The sequence below is a fragment of the Leucothrix mucor DSM 2157 genome, assembly GCF_000419525.1.
GTDB lineage: Bacteria > Pseudomonadota > Gammaproteobacteria > Thiotrichales > Thiotrichaceae > Leucothrix > Leucothrix mucor.
The window spans coordinates 2,127,591-2,143,889 of the sequence record NZ_ATTE01000001.1 but is presented as its reverse complement, the minus strand read 5'-3'; the positions used below and the strand labels follow the sequence as shown (position 1 = coordinate 2,143,889).

Below are 16,299 nucleotides of genomic sequence, written 5' to 3'. Positions count from 1 at the left end.
AAAGATGCAGTATGATGGCGCTTTGCCGACAGACTGTAAGTGAGATCACAGCCCATGAATTTTGACGAATCAATCAACCGTATCAACACTCACTCCATGAAGTGGGACATGTTAGAACCATTCTACGGGCTAAAGCCTGAAACCAGCCTGCCGATGTGGGTTGCGGATATGGATTTTAAACCACCTCAAGCGGTTAGTCAGGCGCTACAAGGCGCGGTTGACCATGGCGTGCATGGCTATTTCGGGGATGAAACCGAACATCATCAAGCCATTATCAACTGGATGCAAAGCCGTCATAACTGGAGCGTTGAAGCGGAGTGGATTAGCACCACGCACGGGCTAGTGCAGGGGACTGCGCTGTGTGTGCAGGCATTCACTCAGCCGGGCGAGGGCGTGATTTTGTTTACGCCGGTCTACCATGCTTTTGCCAAAATCATTAAAGCCAATGGTCGTGAAGTGATTGAGTCACCACTGGAGATCAATAATCAGCGCTATGAGATGAATCTGGATAAGCTCGCCAGCCAGCTCAAAGGCCATGAGAAAATGCTGATATTGTGCTCGCCGCATAACCCTGGTGGTCGTGTGTGGAGCGTTGAAGAGCTGCAGGTATTAGCCGCTTTTTGTAAGACGCATGACTTGATCATGGTCGCCGATGAAATTCATCATGACTTGGTGTATGCACCAGCCAAGCACACGGTGATGGCAGTGGCTGAGCCTACGATTATCCCGCAGTTGGTGATGCTGACCGCGACCACTAAAACGTTTAATATCGCTGGTGGCTTAACCGGAAATGTGATTATTCAAGATGCCGCACTGCGCAAGCGCTTTATGGCGGCGCATTTGGCATCAGGTACTTCACCGGCTCGCTATGGGGTGTTGATGGCGACTGCGGCGTATCGCGATGGTGCTAGCTGGTTGGAAGAACTATTGGCGTATTTGGATGAGAATCGTCGCGTGTTTGATGAGGGGATTAAGGATCTACCTGGGCTGAAGTCGATGCCGATGCAAGCGACGTATTTGGCTTGGGTGGACTTTCGGGATACCGGCTTGTCTAGCGCTGAGGTGATTGATCGGGTACAGAAGCAGGCGGGCATTGCGACCAATCATGGGGCGATGTTTGGTACTGGTGGGGAAGGGTATTTAAGGTTTAACTTTGCTTGTCGGCGTGAGATGGTGCTGGAGGCTGTTGAGCGGCTTAAGGGTGTGTTTCTGTAGTAATTAGGTCGTCCTCAGCGCTAGTATTAACTGCACTTCGCCCCTCGCTTTGCTCGGAAGGTCTGCGTGAAGTTAATACTAGCGCTGAAGACTGGTTACATTAGAACTTGCCAGCACAGCTGGATATCGCTTGCCCCCAGTTATTATGGCGGGCAATACCTTGTTTGAAACAGGAAATAGTTTGTGATGGATTGCGGCTACCTTTACATAAGTTCTTTATGTTATTTGGCCCCCACTTTGTGTTTCCTGCCTGATTCCAGGCAACTTTTCCCTGCACCATGTTGAAACAAGCTTGTTCCTGATTTCGGGCAGGGGCAGCGGTGATAATGATCGATGACACCACATCATTCAGTCCCCTGTTAACAAAACAGCTGTCATCAGATCTGAAGTTCCAGGCCTTGCTTTGGCAACGGGATAGTCTGCATAGGTACTGGTGCCTGCTAGTAAAAGTATGAAGCTTATGCTGGTAAGTAATAACCTTTTCATCACTTTAATTATCTCCATTTTTAATGATGTTTGTGATAGCTGACAATGTGTTTGCCAGATATCAAAACTATAGTTCAGGATATTGAAAAGTGTTTTATTTGGTTTAACTTAAGTCAATTAAGATTGTATTTTATACTAATTATTGCAACTGACCTGCTTACATTATTGCAACATCACTATTACGGCGTTTGCGGTCCGCCAAATCCTGTCGCCAGGTGATATACGCCACCAATGCCCATTCACCAGCAATAGTTCATATGTCGACTGTCTAAATGGGACCCAATAAGAATGGTGTGATAAGCTTCAGAGAGTAGTCGCTCAAAGCACTCATCAAAAATATTTCAAACACCATAAAGTATGAAGGGACGTCTGCGCTATGTCTGTAAAATTTAATCAGCTTGATGATTTAAAGATATTGCTTTTAGTATTTATATATAAAATTTTCAAGCCGGTAATTAACCGCAACTATACTAAGCGGAAAATATTAAATTCTAAAAATAAAGAACTAAGAAAGCTTTTCTATACAAGAAATGGAAAATCACTGGTAGTTAAGTCTAAAAAAATACTTGAAGACAATAACTATCCTGAAACATGCGACGATTATGAAAAGTTATTAAACATGTTGAGGGATGGGTACAGTTTTAGCCGATTTGGAGATGGTGAGTATTCGATGCTCCAAAGCAAACGTGATCGACCAGTATACTTCGATAAATCTACTGACTTTGCGAAACAGAAGCTTCAAGAGGTACTGCGAAAGCCGGTTAAAAAACACCTTATTGGCTTGATTGAAGATGATGTGGTTGTAAACCAACTGACCTTTGCTAATGCGTTAAGTATTTTCTTTCGCACTAAAAAGACCGGATTTTTACCAAGAATGCCTATATTCTCCGAGTATCGCGATGACGCACTAGCACTTTATAAATGTCCAGAAAGAGCCCGAGAGCATATTTTTGAAACAGGAATATTCAGAAACACAGTATACGAGAGACACCTATTTCTTTGGAGAGAAAAAGATATTTTGTATGTAACGGGGTCTTCGCAAACGAGTGAGCTTTATGGCTTGAGTATAAACCAAATATTCAAGACAGCTAAATCGGTTTGTGTTATTGAAACGGTTCTGGAAAATGCCTTAAGTGAGCATTATTATGAAATTTTGAAAAAAATAACAAGCTTCCCTGATCTTGAAAAAAAAATGATTGTTTTAAGTCAGGGAATGGCAGGCACTGTCTTGGCCTATGAATTGTGTTCTATGGGCTACCATGCCATCGACTTTGGACAGCCCTTTGTTAATTACCCAAAAAGACTAAGTACTCTATTAACATAAATCAAGAGGGTGTTCAAAATTCTGTGTCAGCGGGTCATCACAGTTGTACGCGTTCATGCCCTAAACAGTGGCTTGCAGCGCTTTATCCAGCGGTAATTGGCTAATCGGGTCACCCCGAAGTCCTTCGTTGCAGAGGTTTCTCAGATAGTCTGAGGTGCGTATACCCAAACACCGTGTCGTTCCAATAATACTCAAAATCATTGGTCGGAATTGATCTCCCTGAGAGGACTGACTGGCAAAAGAGAGCTTCCGCCAAATCACATACGGTCGGATAGCACGTTCAGCCAGATTGTTGGTCAATGGAATCGACAAGTCTTTGAGGAAGGTCCAGCACATCGCTTCATCTTTCAATAGGTGCCTACATTGGTTGCGGGTTCGATCCGCAAGCTTGAGTTCAGTGCCTTGCAACAATGTGGTGGAGAAGCTTTGTCGCAGACGCCGCAAACGGCGTTGGTATCGTTCAAGGTGATCAGGTGTATCCAATTGTCGGTGCCGCGTTCTGACCACTGCAGCACTGATTAATAATAAGCGCTTCCCAATCTCTCCGGCTAATCCGTTGCGTTCGCTGATCTTGGTGAAATGACGAATCAGGTGCGACCAACATAATTGACGCCGCTCAACCGGCACATCGTTATATCCACTGTAATGATCCGTCACCAAATACCCTGTAAACTCACCCAGCAGTTCATTGGCCGCGGCTTTGCCGCGTGAGTAGTGCACCATAAAAAAGCAAAGTGACTGCGTGGCTAGCGTCCAGAGCCAGCGCTGTTCAGTCCCTCGGTAGTGGCGGGTCTCATCCGCATGTGCAATCAGGCTCTGTCTCACCTTGTTAGCAATTTGCCGATAAGGCACCCCTAACCAGGCATTGGCTTTCCCCTGTGCCTGACTAATCGCACCAATACTGAAGTCCAGATGCCAACACTCAGACAAATACGCTTGTATCTGGCGAATGGATAAATGAAATTGCCCACTCAATTGAATAATGGTACTGACTAACCCCGCATCCATTTGTCCGCTAGGGACCCAATCCGGCAAGGTGGTCGTTAGCTGACGCTGACAATTTGCGCACTGTCCTGTAAAGAGCTGATGCTCTGTTATGCGATAACGCACTTCGGGCAACTCAAACACCTGATGACGATACGTGGGCTGAGCATTTGGCGTCACAACGCCCCCGCACTGGCAGCGTGAATGAGGAAAGTAACGATGGATGGTATCGACCTGGTCGTCCGGCAGCAGGGTACGCTCGTATTTTTTATGCCCCGGTTGCGCCCCTTTGCTCCGAGAGGATTGGGCCCGTTTCTTGCGCTGATGGCGTTGCTCTGGAGAATCCGTTGAGGGGGCTTTAGAACTGTTGCGCGAACTTGAACCGTGCTGTGATTGCAAAGACTCAACGGCTACTTTTAGGGTCGCTACTTCTGTTTGCAGAGCTTGATTGATCGCCACCAACTCACGAATGAGCTGTCTGGCCGTAACCCTTCACGGGGGGCTTACGCTGATATAGCGTGCTGACCTAAGGGTAGCCGTACGGTAATAGCCTCACCACACAGGCCTTGTTCACAGACTTTTCTCAATAGTCCATAAACGCCTAAGCCCAACCGCTTACAGGTTTCAGTCAGAGTCAGAATCACCGGACGGAACTGATCTCCTCTGGCAGACTGACTGAAGAAACTGGTTTTACGCCAGATCACATAAGGACGTATCGCACGTTCTGCTTCATTGTTGGTCATGGGAATCGCGCGATCCTGCAAAAACGTCCAGAGCATCGATTCATCCGCCAGCAGTCGTTTGCACTGATTGGCTGTTTTGCTGGCTTTTTTTAACGGGTCAGCGGGCGCGGTCTCACACCCCAGGCACAGTAGCGTATGGATCGCCTGTTTGAATCGTCGCATTCGTGTGTGGTAGCCAGCATCAGAATAGCCGCCCGATCGCCAACGATTACGACAGTGTACAATCAAGCGGGATAATCGCCAGAGTTGTTTCCCCAGCACCCCGGCCCGTCCCACACGTTCTGATATTTTCCGAAACTTACGGATAATATGCGCCCAGCAAAGCTGGCGCTTTTCGACCGGATAATCGTTGTAGCCGCCATGTTGGTCAGTGACCAGTATACCCTCAAAATTATCCAGTAAACCCTTCGCGGCACCTTTACCCCGAGAATGATGCGTTAGAAAGTAGACGACTTGCGAGGAACACAGCACCCAAAGCCAACGCTGCTCATTATTGCGGTAATGACTGGTTTCATCCGCATGAGCAACGGGTAAATTCCGTACCGCCTGACCCACTTGCTGATACAGCGGCAGCAACCATCCCGTGACCGAGCGGGTGGCCTGGCTCACGGCACCGGTACTGAAGGCGAGTTGCCAGTGATCTTTCAGTAAGCGTTGAATGTTTGACACCGATAAGGCATAAGCGCCATTCATCAGCGTAATCCAGCTGACCAGTCCCGGCCCCATTTGCCCACAGGGAACCGTGTCTGGCAAGCGAGCCACCTGACGCTTGCGGCAACCCGGACAGATTGCCTCATAAAGACAATGTTCAGTGACTTGACTGCGAACCTCAGGCAGGTCAAAGACCTGATGTCGCTGATAAGGCTCCTGAGCGACATCACACACCGCACCACAGGTGCATTGAGTGCCTGGGTAGTAATGAACTTGCTCATCCGTCGCAGACAGCTCTACCCGAACGCGTTGATGACCCTGATGACCCGGCTGGGCTCCTTGCTTGCGAGGACTCTTAGGCTTCTTCTCGCGCTTAGCCCGTTGTTCCGGTGAATCCTGGGACGGTGGTCTGGAGGAGTTTCTGGAAGAACTCCCGCTGCCTGCGATGTCTTCCAGCTCAGCGACACGCTGTTCCAGTTGGGTCACTAAATCCAATAACTGACGATTGAGACGCTGCGACGCCGCCAGATCCGCGGGCAGTTGGTGATTGAAAAGCGCCTCAGTTAGTTTGTTCATTGTTTAATCATAACGAATTGTGGCCTAAATGCAACCCCGTGAAGGGTTACGTCTGGCCTCATCTAGCGAGGTAACGCTATCTGCAATCTCACTAAGCTCCATTAAGCAATCATCCACAGTCAGTTGAATGACTGAAAATCTATCACAATCAGGCGTAGAGCGCTAGATTAGGCGTGAACGCGTACGTGCCTGAGCTGGTTGTTTGAACGATTGCATGCAGACATTAGTCGATGGGAAATCGACCTGGAAAGAAAAGTTTGTGAACTAAACCGAACCTGACAGACACCTCCTGAAAATTGGTAACTGTCAGATCAGGTCTGGAGTTTTACAGCTAATGGCGATTTGGCACCCCTGGAATTTGAAATTAATGTGTCAGGATTCACTTGACCAATACACCCGCTGACACAGAATTTTGAACACCCTCAGCTTTTTTCATATGAATATATTGGTTTAGAGTGATTACTTTTCACACTAATAATAATGCTTTTTTCTGGGATGTGCTGTAGCTTAAAGTTAAATCCATAATTTCCAAAAGAACCACCACTTGATTCAAGTAAATTAGGCCTTAGGATATTTGCGTCATAGTAAAACTCATAACACCCATCGATCAAAACTCTCAACTTAGCTGATTGTTCCCTGTCTTTGAACTTAACCCAGCCTGAAAAAAAAACATCACCTTTACGGTCAAATCTAAAAATAAAATCTGAAAAATAACCCAATCTAGATAACGATTCATTTAATTCATTGATGACACTTTTGACCTGTGGAGCAAGATTGCTCGCAATTTTGCAATATTCATCATTTACATCGTTTTTATTAAAATATTGTAGAAATTTAATTTTTTCTTTACCTCTATTCGCACAACCTCGGTTCATTTTTTTAGTAATAAACTCTTCTTTAGATTTAACAACGTAGTGGTTTATTTGAGCTACATCATAGCTAAAATTAGTAGTTCTGGGTCCTTGTCTATCGCCGGATTCAAATGTGACCCCATCCAACGAAATATGTTCATACCTGCCTTTTTTTAAAATTGCATGATGAATCATCTGTCTTTTCACGAAAGTAGGTTTTGATATGGTTTTTATTGTCCTGTTTCCTCTATATTCATTACTACCACAATGCAGAAATCGCTCAATAACCAATCCTTCCTCGAATCTTTCTTTCCCAGACGAGCCAAATGTTTTCCAATTTATAGCTATAGCTCCACAAAGATCATCGTTTATTAAAGAGTCTAAACGAGCTTCAAATCTTTCAACGTTGCGAATAGTGATAAACTCATCACCATCAATGAATGCGACCAATTTGGATGTATGAGAAGTCATCTTAATAATTTTATTATAAGCTGTTACCTGAGCGCTTTTTGATTCTAAGTTTTCTTGGTGAAATAATGTTACTATACCTAAATCTTGTAGTGCTTCAAGAAGCTGATATTGACCATCGTCACTACAGTTGTCAGCAATATAAAAGTGCTCAACCCCAATCGATAGATGATAAGCAATCCATTCTAGTATGTATGGAGATTCATTTTTTATAATTGAGGCAATAGAAAACTTATACATGACATAAGAGCTCCTTTTGAATAGCTGTTTAAGTGCAATGGTGGATAATTAAAGTTTACACCACTTCAGAGTTCAGGCGAATAGTAATAAGTACTCAACTATAAATTCTGTGGCAAAATAGCCTTTATTTACCGTCTTCTGAAAGAGGCGACCTTGAAATACGTCAACCCACTGTCCCCACAGGACAAAAAGGCGCTCACACGCGTTTACCAGACCCACACGAATCACCGTGTCCGGCAGCGATCTCACGCTATTTTACTGAGTAATCGCGGGTACAAAATTCCTGATATTAGTCGGTTGCTCGAATCACACCGCGATAGAGTGAGTGCCTGGGTTGACCGCTGGCATCAGAAGAGCCTTACCGGTTTGTATGACCAACCCCGAAGCGGACGCCCAATGATTTATAACGATGACGAAGTCACTTATCTGAAGCAAGTACTGGATAAGCAACCCCAGCAACTCGGATTAGCCAAAGCAGACCTGGAGCAGTTTACCGGAAAAAAGTCGTCTCAGGGCACGTTAGGTGGGTTGAGCGTTTGGCGTCACGACGCCACCACACTGGCAGCGTGAGAGAGGAAAGTAGCGATGGATGGTATCACCTGATCGTCCGGCAATAGGGTGCGTTCGTGTTTTTATGTCCCGGTTGCGCCCCTTTACTTCGGGATGGCTTAGGCCGTTTCTTGCGCTGATGACGTTGTTCCGGAGAATCCGTTGAGGGCGCTTTGGAGCTGTCTGGCCTCATTCAGCGAGGTAACGCTATCTGCAATCCCACTGATCTCCATTAAGTAATCATCCATAGTCAGTTGAATGACTGAAAATCTATCATAATTGTGCGTAGAGCGCTAGATTAGGCGTGAACGCATACTCGATTACCTAGCTAGTAGAATATCAATAACCATATTCACTGATATCAACTTGGTCGATCCATAGAAGGTGGTCAGTATATATGCCTGTTGAAATGTCATTACGTATTGGAAAAGTCTCACCATCTTCTGTATGTAGGAAGACCACCGTTTTGTAGCCATTGAATTGTGTATTAATAGACGCAACCTCCGCGTCATCGAATTTTTGACCTAAGCATACGAGACCCCACTTGTAATCTCTTATTGGAGGAGAATCTTCACTTTTATATGACAGACCAGTCGAAAGATTAGTAACTTTAAGGTGTGTTTGATACCGCTGGTTTGATTGTATTAAGAACCGCCTTTCATACAAAACTTCAGTTGAATCATAACGTTCTAAATCAATGAACTTTTCGTTTAGTTCTGTCACTTCTAAGTATGTTCTTGACTTGCTACTACTTGATGAGTCGAAGTAAGCTCTTGTACCAGCCTCAGGCATACCAATTGTTACGCAGCCACCGTATCCATTGCTACTACCATCCTCAGTAACAAACCTTCCCATCCAACTAGTTGCCAAGTAGCGACCTCCAGAACTAAGAGGGTCACCTAACTGTACTGTTTCGCCAGATGCCAGATAAGTGAGCTGGCTCTTCCCGCCTTCTTCATCATTAACGCCATATGACAGCCATTTTCCATCGTGAGAAATCGTCGGGTGGGAAATACCCGTTGGAATATTGAGAACGATTTGAGCTGAGTTATTTTCAATATCCTTCATAAAAAAGAGTGATTGATTCTTGCGTTCCAGCCAGCCAACCTTATTGCCATCATCTGAAATAGTGGGGTGGTACATTTTAATTCTTCTGGGAACTGATTTGATGCTTAACCAGCTATTACTCTTGATGTTATATCGATTCAGAATAAAGTTATTTTTTAACTGTAGAAGTACAAGCCAATCACCGTTTGGGCTTAAAGAGGGTTGAACAAAAGGGCTGGCGCTCGCTAAGGTTCTATCGGAGTAATCTGTTGGTGACGAATAAGTTCGCAGGTTAATTGCTTGCCGACCATCTGAAAGCCGACTCTGCCAAGCTCTGGTAAAGCCGTCTTCACTCATGGTGACATCAACGTCGTCGGTATCATTTGTTGTGAGTTGAACGACCTCGGTGTCTGTTAGATCCATGCTATATATTTCGTAGTCCCCTCGCGGGCTATCCTTCATCGAAAATAATATGTAGCGCCCGTTTGGAGTGCAGGCAACCGACTGAATATTCTTATTTTTATTAGTGCTGAAAATGGTTTTTACACTGTGAAGGCCATTGTTGAGGTTATAGAGGTTTATCGACCATTTCACTTCATCATTTGGTGTGTGTGAAACGTTGCAAGCATAACCTCCAATTTCTTCAGGAAGTAATCCGCTCGCTTGAGCTTGTAAGAGTGGAGCTTCAGATGTCAAGCCTTGCTCAGTTGGTGTTGTTTTAGCAATGCTTGAGAAAGACGTTATTTTGATCTGACTGCGGGGGTCATCGAGTGATGAGTCAGCTGAAAGGTTGAATGTGAATAGTACGAAAAACAAACAGAGTAACAACTTTTGCACCTAGAACTCCTCTACTCATGTAGGACAGGGCTTATCGCCCAAAAATGCTTATATATGTATTTAAGACAAGATACTAACCTATATAAAAAATACTAACAAGGTTGTTTTTTTAATCAAACCAGTATTCATATCTATGCTATTTTATTAGGAAAAGGTAGTGACTAAGCAGGGTCTGTCGCCGACTCATTAGGGGCGAAAACCATTTATCGTCTGCTGGGTATTGCTGGGACTCGGTATGCCGTGTCAGTAATTGCTCCGGATGGCCTTGGTGGGGTATTCCGAAATATTGGCTTCCTATATGGGGATGATTGATTTGGGTGAAGCGTTCATAGCTAACCGGTCAACCGCAGCACGGTGTTGCGGGTAATACGGTTAGCTATACACCTTCCCCGGACTATTCGGGTAGTGCCTCATTCAGTAGGTAAGTAATGACCTTGCTTTAGAGGAGGAAAAAGTGCACAAAGTCATCATATGGTTTGTATTTGTTGCGGGTTTATCAGGGCAAGTTGCTCTGGCTGCTACCCAAGGTTGTAATGAGCATATGGCGCGTAGTACACCGCTAAGTCGCTATGATTTTTTGCTGGATGGAAAAGAAGTAAGAGATAATGTGACGGGGCTGATATGGAAACGGTGTCCTGAAGGGCGGGCTTGGAATGGAACAGTCTGTACTGGTATCGCAGCCCAATATGATTGGCCTGCCGCACTTGCATTATCTGATGGTACTTGGCGGCTGCCTAATATCAAAGAGCTGGAGAGTATTTCAGAAGTAGCATGCTTTAGCCCTTCGATTAACACAGTGGTCTTTCCAGGCACGCCTCATAGTATTGGCGCTTTCTTATGGAGCTCATCTCCCTACATTTATCATGAGCAACGAATGGCGGCATGGTTTTTCCATCCTGATAGCGGGGGCATCTCTATCAATGATATCAGCTCAGCTGACTTTGTTCGTATGGTGCGCTAATAGTCCAAAGCAGGAGTCTCGATGGTTATCTACAAAAGAGGGTTAGTTGGTGTACTGATCCCGTTCCTTAGTCTAATAATCCCTTCAGGCGCGTTTGCTGTTGATGAAGCCCCTAATGTTCTGATGTCCGGGGTGCTTTGTAATGTAGTACATACTCCAACAGATATTCGTAAGTGGGGTATTAACGTTTACGATTTAAATGCCGGCACTTCCCGGTCGGCGTTTGGCATTGCCAATAATCGTAAAATCCAATCAGTTGCCTGCAGCTATACGGGCAATGTGATTGTATTTTCTATGCAGGAAAGCCCACGCAGTAAATATGAAATATATGCCTTACTGAACGGTAGCAAGCAGGTTCTTCAACTTACTGACAATGAGCAAGATGACTTACACGTCACCCTAAATAGGCAGGGCACGGTTGCTTCTTGGCAAACGGAGCTAAGCAGGGCAAACGCATGAACATAAATCAAACAATCAGTCCCAGAATATGGCATAAGTACTTCTCACTCCAGCCACAGCCTTTCCGTTTATTTTTGATGCCTAGCTTAATCGTCGTATCTTGTTTAAGTAAATTCAACGCAATTTGTCGGGCAGTGGCCAGGTTCTTAGCGGCAAATCCCTGCCGAGCGCGGGATTGATCCTCATTGAAAGCAACATCCAACACCCAATGCAGATTATTCTCCACCTGCCAGTGCTGGCGACTGGCGATCAGTACCGCCTCGGCGGACATCACCCGGCTACTCACAAAGTAACGAATATCACTGGTTTTCTTTTCGCCTACCTCCCGATCATACTGAATTGCGGCAACCGTTTTAGCCCCCAGCTCTTGAGTGCCGGCCACCCGGAAGCGTCTTGCACCGAACAACGGCGATACTCCTGACGGTGGTGTTTCGCATCCGTCATCACACTGAACGCTGGATCAGTCGGTGAGTCCTCCGGATGCTGTGCCCAATAACCCATAAAGTGAGTATCGATGGCGTTATACAGACTCCGTTGGTTCTTTTTAACCGCTAATAGGTAATCCGCTTGCTGCTTCACAATTTGACTCGCAATCTTCTTTTGACAGCTCATTGCATCCGCCGTCACTAAGCACCCTTTAATCGCCAGCTTTTCCAGCAAGGTAGGGACTGCCGTGATTTCGTTTGACTTGTCATTTACCGTCTCCTGACCTAAACAAATACCCAGCTCAGTGGACCAGGCATTGACGGTATGACTGGTGGGGGCAGAGTGACCGCGGGAGCCACGTTGCGTTTTCCCATCAACCGCAATGACACCCGCTAACTCCGTTTGTACTAATGTGTCCTGTACCCATTCGATAAAAATATCATGAAAATGCGCCGGATCCAGCAATGAAAACAAGCGGTTAAAGGTATCATGAGACGGAACACCGCCAGGGAGTTTCAGATAGCGACGAAACCAATCTTCACGGGTTTTTGCGTATAATTCGATGCTATTCCAGTCATCAGCACCGCACAAAATACCGCAGACCGCCATAAAAATGGCTTCACTAAAGCGGTGGCTGCATTTGTTAGACTGACGAGGGTCGGGGAGTTGTTCGATGTATTCTAAGAGTGAGCGCTGACTCATGAAGAAAAATCTTCATTTTATAGGATACCTGGCCCTGAAATTGATTATTTTATGTTCATGCGTTTGCCCTGCGGAGCTAAGTGATGGTCGGCAAGCAATTAACATAAATCAACTGAAATTAGACGGTAGCTACCGTCTCACCAAGCGCTTAGCGAGTGCATTCCCCTTCCTGCAACCCTCTTTGAGTCAAAACGGTGAGTGGCTAACGTTTATTCAATTGCGTGCCAACAACTATAGTGTGCTCAGATACCAGGTGGCGACAGAGGCGTTTACTGAAATACGGCGGGTGCCTCGCCGAAAAAGGATTTCCAATCCTAGCATTAGTGATGATGGTAATTTTGTTGGCTGGACAGAGGGAAGACAAAGTAATCGCTATATTGTTAAAGACGTTTTAAGTCAAACATCTCATCAAGTTGTTACCAATGAACACGGCATTGAACACCCTATGCTATCTGGAGAGGGTGAGTCCCTGATCTTCAGTGTTAATGAGGTTGATGGCGACAGACAATCTTATTTGGCGAGCCTGTGGGCAGAGCCACAGCAAATAATTCCTATAGGCGCTGCATTGTCAGGGCCGGATCGCTATTTAGCCTCCTTTTATTCTAACTCTCTGTATCAGCCATTAAATGATACCGGCATTACTCGTTGTGTCGATACGCAGGATTGGTGGAGTCTGCCTGATGATTGCGCTGCGCATCCAAATCAGGATCAGGCGTATGGACGTGATGTGACGCTTAATGACGATACGGATGGCGTGGCGGGATTTACTTATACTAAGCTTGACGAGCATGGCAAGGCCTTGCCTGCAACAGCGTCTGATTGGAGCTGTGTGCGGGATGATGTGAGTGGTTTAGTCTGGGAGATTAAAACAGGTATGAATAATCGTGTAGGTGATCAGGGGCTTCATGACTCAGATGACCGATTTACCTGGTACAGCACGACGGCTGATACGAATGCTGGAAGCGAAGGATATGCGAACAGCCAGAGGGATGATTGCTCCGGGTATGAAGCTACAGACCCATCAACGTACTGCAATACCGAAGCTTACGTTGCCCGCGTCAATCAAGCGGGATACTGTGGTATTTCGAGTTGGCGCTTGCCCTCGCGACATGAAGTTATTTCAACGCTCAATTATGGGAATAAAAATGCAGCAGTTGACCTCAATTACTTTAATGACGTTAACACCCTGGTGACGGATTTACATATTTGGTCTGCGGATTCAAATTCTGCTGATGCTGAAGGTGCCTGGAACATTGATTTTTATAACGGTAATTACTTTATTTACCCTAAGAGCGCTGCCCACAGTACCCGTTTAGTTAGTGGAACAAGATAAAAGGGAATGTAGAAAAATCATTCGCGCTGCTAGTATGGTCTGACATAAAAATATTTTAGATTAATGTTAATAATTTGTGGCCTGTAATTGTGGTATTTTAAGAGTATGGCTTTTATGGATCAGCTCGGCTGGTCACGCAAACATTGGTGTTTTGGAGTATTTCATATGAACGGTTATTGTCTTCATCCTCTGGCTAGGTGGTTAATTAGTACGGTTACTGTTTTAGCGCTGAGTGTGTCGAGTACTGTTATGGCGGATACTTCAGTTGCGGAACCAGAACTGCTTGGTAAAACCACGCTTAGCCCCGGTATCCCCATTGAGGGTCTGGCCTGCAATATTCTCCATACTCCCATTGGTAAGCATCGCTGGAGCATCCTTCAATACGATCTGAGTACCGATACAGATAACCAGAAAGCCGTGTTCGTCATGGATGAAGACAGAACGATTCAATCAGTGGCTTGTAGCGCCGGTGGCAGCCAAGTATTAATGGCTATTCAGGATAGCGTAGGTGGCGATAGTGAGGTTTATCTCATTGACCAGACCAATAATGAAACCCAACGCCTGACGGATAATGAGACTGAAGATCTGGATGTCAGTATGAGTCAGGATGGTAAGGTGATTAGCTGGCAAGGCCGTTTGGCGGATGATCGTGAGGCCGTATTTGTCAGAACCATTGGCGAAGGTGGTAGTTACACGGATGTGGCGCTCGGCAGTAAGTTTCCAATGACCCAACCCTCTCTAAGCGATAATGGCGAGTGGTTGATCATGGTGAATGAGCGAAACTCAGTAGACCATCTCGTGCGATATCAGGTATCTACGGGTGAGTACACTATTGTAGAAGTAATCAATAATCGTCGATACGACGTCATCGCGCCCAGTATTAGCAATGATGGAACAAACGTCCTTTGGGTTAGAGTCGACGTCGGTCAGGCGTTGGTGCTGACTGACCTGTCGACACAGACCAGTGACGTGCTCCTACAGGGTAGCTACGCTGAGGGGGATGGCTTGGGTCATCCGATGCTGAGTGGTGATGGGGCCGCGGTAATTTACAGTATTGACACCCCGACTAAGCGACAAACCTTTCTACGGATTTTGCGTTCAGGGTCTATCTTTCGATTGGGTAAAGTGCTTTGGCCGGAAAATCGTTATTTGGGGAGTCAGTTAAGTGCAGCGGTTGAGATTGATACCTACAGCGTCGCCATTTCGGTGGTCGATGACGGTTCCGTTAGTCTTTCTCCTGAATCCGCAGACGGGTATTTGGTTGGGGATACTGTAACCCTGACGGCAACAGCGGATGCGGGCTATGTCTTTAGTGGTTGGGTCGGTGTTGATCAATGTGATCAGGAGCCAGTTTGCACGCTTGTTGTTACGGAAGAAAACCTGAGTGTCTCGGCGACTTTTGAAGAGCTACAACTATTCAAGTTAACAATTACAGCTCCTAACGGCTCTGTGGTCGTGTCACCGGAATCCGATAATGGCTACCTGGAGGGTAGCATGGTTAGACTGACTGCGGCCCCCAATGTAGGCTATCGGTTTGTTAGTTGGTCGGATACTGATCTGTGCGAAACATTTTATGACTGCAGTTTTGTAATGCCAGCGAAGGATGTCGAGATGATGGCCATCTTTCAGGAGACTGTTCTGGCTGAGACACCGATTGCCACAGGCAAACTCAACGATACCGGTATTACCCAATGCGCAGATGGCAGTACCAACGGTTTATCCTGTCCCGTAGCTGATTACCCAGACCAGGATGCCCAATACGGTCGCGACTTTAATAATAATGATGACTCTGATGGTCATGCTGGTTTTAGCTATACCAAGCTAGATATCAATGGTAATACACTCCTTGCGAACGCTGAGAGTTGGTCCTGTGTCAAAGATAATGTGACGGGCTTAATCTGGGAGGTTAAGCAGGGTGGAAATGGCACGGTGGGCGATGAAGGCCTCCACGATGCGGATGACTCCTATACTTGGTATAGCACTGATACGAATAATGATGGTGGTTTTGCGGGTTTTGATGACACCAGTGAAAACTGTCACGGTTATTACTCCGGTGACGCAACGAGTTACTGCAATACTGAGGCCTATATCAACCGTGTTAATACACAGCGTCTATGCGGCGCTTCAGATTGGCGTTTACCCGCGCTTGAGGAGCTACGCTCTATTGTCAGTTATGACCGGGTGAATCCGTCTATTGATACGGACTATTTTCCTAATACAAAAAATAGCGGGTATTGGTCGTCCTCGCTGATGGCGTCCTCGCCGTATGCTGACCTTAGTGACTATGCGTCGCTCGTCAATTTCTACTCTGGCAACACCCTCGGGCGCAATGAGGGCAGCGGCTACTATGTTCGTTTAGTTCGTGGCGGACAGTGATTGTGCTTTTTGCAAGGATACGTCAGCAAGGCATGAAGACTTGTCAGTGCGTGTGTCCGTACACCAGGTTA

General features: G+C 46.0%; 14 protein-coding genes. 7 read left to right on the top strand and 7 right to left on the bottom strand.

Translation table 11 applies throughout. The annotated features are described in order from the left end of the window. The first annotated feature begins 54 nt into the window (after positions 1-54). Positions 55-1,215: a MalY/PatB family protein gene (locus LEUMU_RS0109495; protein ID WP_022952052.1), complete on the top strand. Its 1,161-nt coding sequence runs from the start codon at positions 55-57 to the stop codon at positions 1,213-1,215. 862 nt (positions 1,216-2,077) lie between these two features. Next, positions 2,078-3,025, top strand: a complete 948-nt coding sequence (locus LEUMU_RS0109490) for a GT-D fold domain-containing glycosyltransferase (protein WP_022952051.1) — start codon at positions 2,078-2,080, stop codon at positions 3,023-3,025. 60 nt (positions 3,026-3,085) lie between these two features. Here LEUMU_RS0109490 and tnpC (LEUMU_RS25425) read toward each other — a convergent pair whose 3' ends face one another. The 3 genes from tnpC (LEUMU_RS25425) to LEUMU_RS0109475 all read right to left on the bottom strand — a co-directional run bounded on the left by tnpC (LEUMU_RS25425) (position 3,086) and on the right by LEUMU_RS0109475 (position 7,538). Continuing rightward, on the bottom strand, positions 3,086-4,480 hold the full coding sequence (gene tnpC / locus LEUMU_RS25425) for an IS66 family transposase (RefSeq protein WP_425411607.1): 1,395 nt from the start codon (positions 4,478-4,480) through the stop codon (positions 3,086-3,088). A gap of 32 nt (positions 4,481-4,512) precedes the next feature. Further along, complete coding sequence (gene tnpC / locus LEUMU_RS25420; protein ID WP_022950222.1) at positions 4,513-5,979, bottom strand: IS66 family transposase; 1,467 nt, start codon at positions 5,977-5,979, stop codon at positions 4,513-4,515. 422 nt (positions 5,980-6,401) lie between these two features. Beyond that, the gene (locus tag LEUMU_RS0109475) at positions 6,402-7,538 is read right to left on the bottom strand and encodes a glycosyltransferase family 2 protein (RefSeq protein ID WP_022952049.1); all 1,137 of its coding nucleotides are present in this window, start codon (positions 7,536-7,538) and stop codon (positions 6,402-6,404) included. Positions 7,539-7,691: 153 nt separating this feature from the next. Here LEUMU_RS0109475 and LEUMU_RS28540 point away from each other — a divergent pair, with 153 nt between their 5' ends. Beyond that, positions 7,692-8,108 (top strand): helix-turn-helix domain-containing protein, encoded by a 417-nt coding sequence (locus tag LEUMU_RS28540; RefSeq protein ID WP_169446398.1) that lies wholly within the window; start codon positions 7,692-7,694, stop codon positions 8,106-8,108. Between the two features lie 25 nt (positions 8,109-8,133). On the opposite strand, the gene LEUMU_RS29415 is transcribed toward LEUMU_RS28540, so the two are convergent. Beyond that, a complete protein-coding gene (locus LEUMU_RS29415) occupies positions 8,134-8,280 on the bottom strand; it encodes a DUF6444 domain-containing protein (protein ID WP_425411593.1) in 147 nt (48 codons plus the stop codon). Positions 8,281-8,426: 146 nt separating this feature from the next. After that, positions 8,427-9,971 (bottom strand): TolB-like translocation protein, encoded by a 1,545-nt coding sequence (locus LEUMU_RS0109465; protein ID WP_022952047.1) that lies wholly within the window; start codon positions 9,969-9,971, stop codon positions 8,427-8,429. A gap of 454 nt (positions 9,972-10,425) precedes the next feature. Here LEUMU_RS0109465 and LEUMU_RS27905 point away from each other — a divergent pair, with 454 nt between their 5' ends. Both LEUMU_RS27905 and LEUMU_RS0109455 read left to right on the top strand, forming a co-directional pair. Continuing rightward, a complete protein-coding gene (locus tag LEUMU_RS27905; RefSeq protein ID WP_022952046.1) occupies positions 10,426-10,932 on the top strand; it encodes an Lcl C-terminal domain-containing protein in 507 nt (168 codons plus the stop codon). A gap of 21 nt (positions 10,933-10,953) precedes the next feature. Continuing rightward, positions 10,954-11,391, top strand: a complete 438-nt coding sequence (locus LEUMU_RS0109455; RefSeq protein WP_022952045.1) for a hypothetical protein — start codon at positions 10,954-10,956, stop codon at positions 11,389-11,391. A gap of 7 nt (positions 11,392-11,398) precedes the next feature. Here the strand turns inward: LEUMU_RS0109455 and LEUMU_RS27900 are convergent, their stop codons facing one another. Beyond that, positions 11,399-11,773 carry an ISAs1 family transposase gene (locus tag LEUMU_RS27900; RefSeq protein ID WP_051155980.1) on the bottom strand — a complete coding sequence of 125 codons (375 nt, stop codon included), beginning with the start codon at positions 11,771-11,773 and terminating at the stop codon, positions 11,399-11,401. Beyond that, on the bottom strand, positions 11,710-12,519 hold the full coding sequence (locus LEUMU_RS25405) for an ISAs1 family transposase (RefSeq protein WP_051155982.1): 810 nt from the start codon (positions 12,517-12,519) through the stop codon (positions 11,710-11,712). The genes LEUMU_RS27900 and LEUMU_RS25405 overlap by 64 nt, the downstream gene beginning before the upstream one ends. Between LEUMU_RS25405 and LEUMU_RS27895 the strand changes: the two genes are divergently transcribed. Then, a complete protein-coding gene (locus LEUMU_RS27895) occupies positions 12,518-13,852 on the top strand; it encodes an Lcl C-terminal domain-containing protein (RefSeq protein ID WP_022952044.1) in 1,335 nt (444 codons plus the stop codon). The genes LEUMU_RS25405 and LEUMU_RS27895 overlap by 2 nt on opposite strands. A 165-nt stretch (positions 13,853-14,017) precedes the next feature. Beyond that, the gene (locus tag LEUMU_RS27890) at positions 14,018-16,228 is read left to right on the top strand and encodes an Lcl domain-containing protein (protein ID WP_169446396.1); all 2,211 of its coding nucleotides are present in this window, start codon (positions 14,018-14,020) and stop codon (positions 16,226-16,228) included. Positions 16,229-16,299 lie beyond the last annotated feature (71 nt).

Excerpts from the sequence above, each read along its gene's own strand:
- LEUMU_RS27895 (WP_022952044.1), top strand. The coding sequence starts at position 12,518 with ATGAAGAAAAATCTTCATTTTATAGGATACCTGGCCCTGAAATTGATT.
- LEUMU_RS29415 (WP_425411593.1), bottom strand. The coding sequence starts at position 8,280 with ATGAGGCCAGACAGCTCCAAAGCGCCCTCAACGGATTCTCCGGAACAA.
- LEUMU_RS0109475 (WP_022952049.1), bottom strand. The coding sequence starts at position 7,538 with ATGTATAAGTTTTCTATTGCCTCAATTATAAAAAATGAATCTCCATAC.
- LEUMU_RS0109490 (WP_022952051.1), top strand. The coding sequence starts at position 2,078 with ATGTCTGTAAAATTTAATCAGCTTGATGATTTAAAGATATTGCTTTTA.
- tnpC (WP_022950222.1), bottom strand. The coding sequence starts at position 5,979 with ATGAACAAACTAACTGAGGCGCTTTTCAATCACCAACTGCCCGCGGAT.
- LEUMU_RS0109455 (WP_022952045.1), top strand. The coding sequence starts at position 10,954 with ATGGTTATCTACAAAAGAGGGTTAGTTGGTGTACTGATCCCGTTCCTT.
- LEUMU_RS27890 (WP_169446396.1), top strand. The coding sequence starts at position 14,018 with ATGAACGGTTATTGTCTTCATCCTCTGGCTAGGTGGTTAATTAGTACG.
- LEUMU_RS0109495 (WP_022952052.1), top strand. The coding sequence starts at position 55 with ATGAATTTTGACGAATCAATCAACCGTATCAACACTCACTCCATGAAG.
- LEUMU_RS25405 (WP_051155982.1), bottom strand. The coding sequence starts at position 12,519 with ATGAGTCAGCGCTCACTCTTAGAATACATCGAACAACTCCCCGACCCT.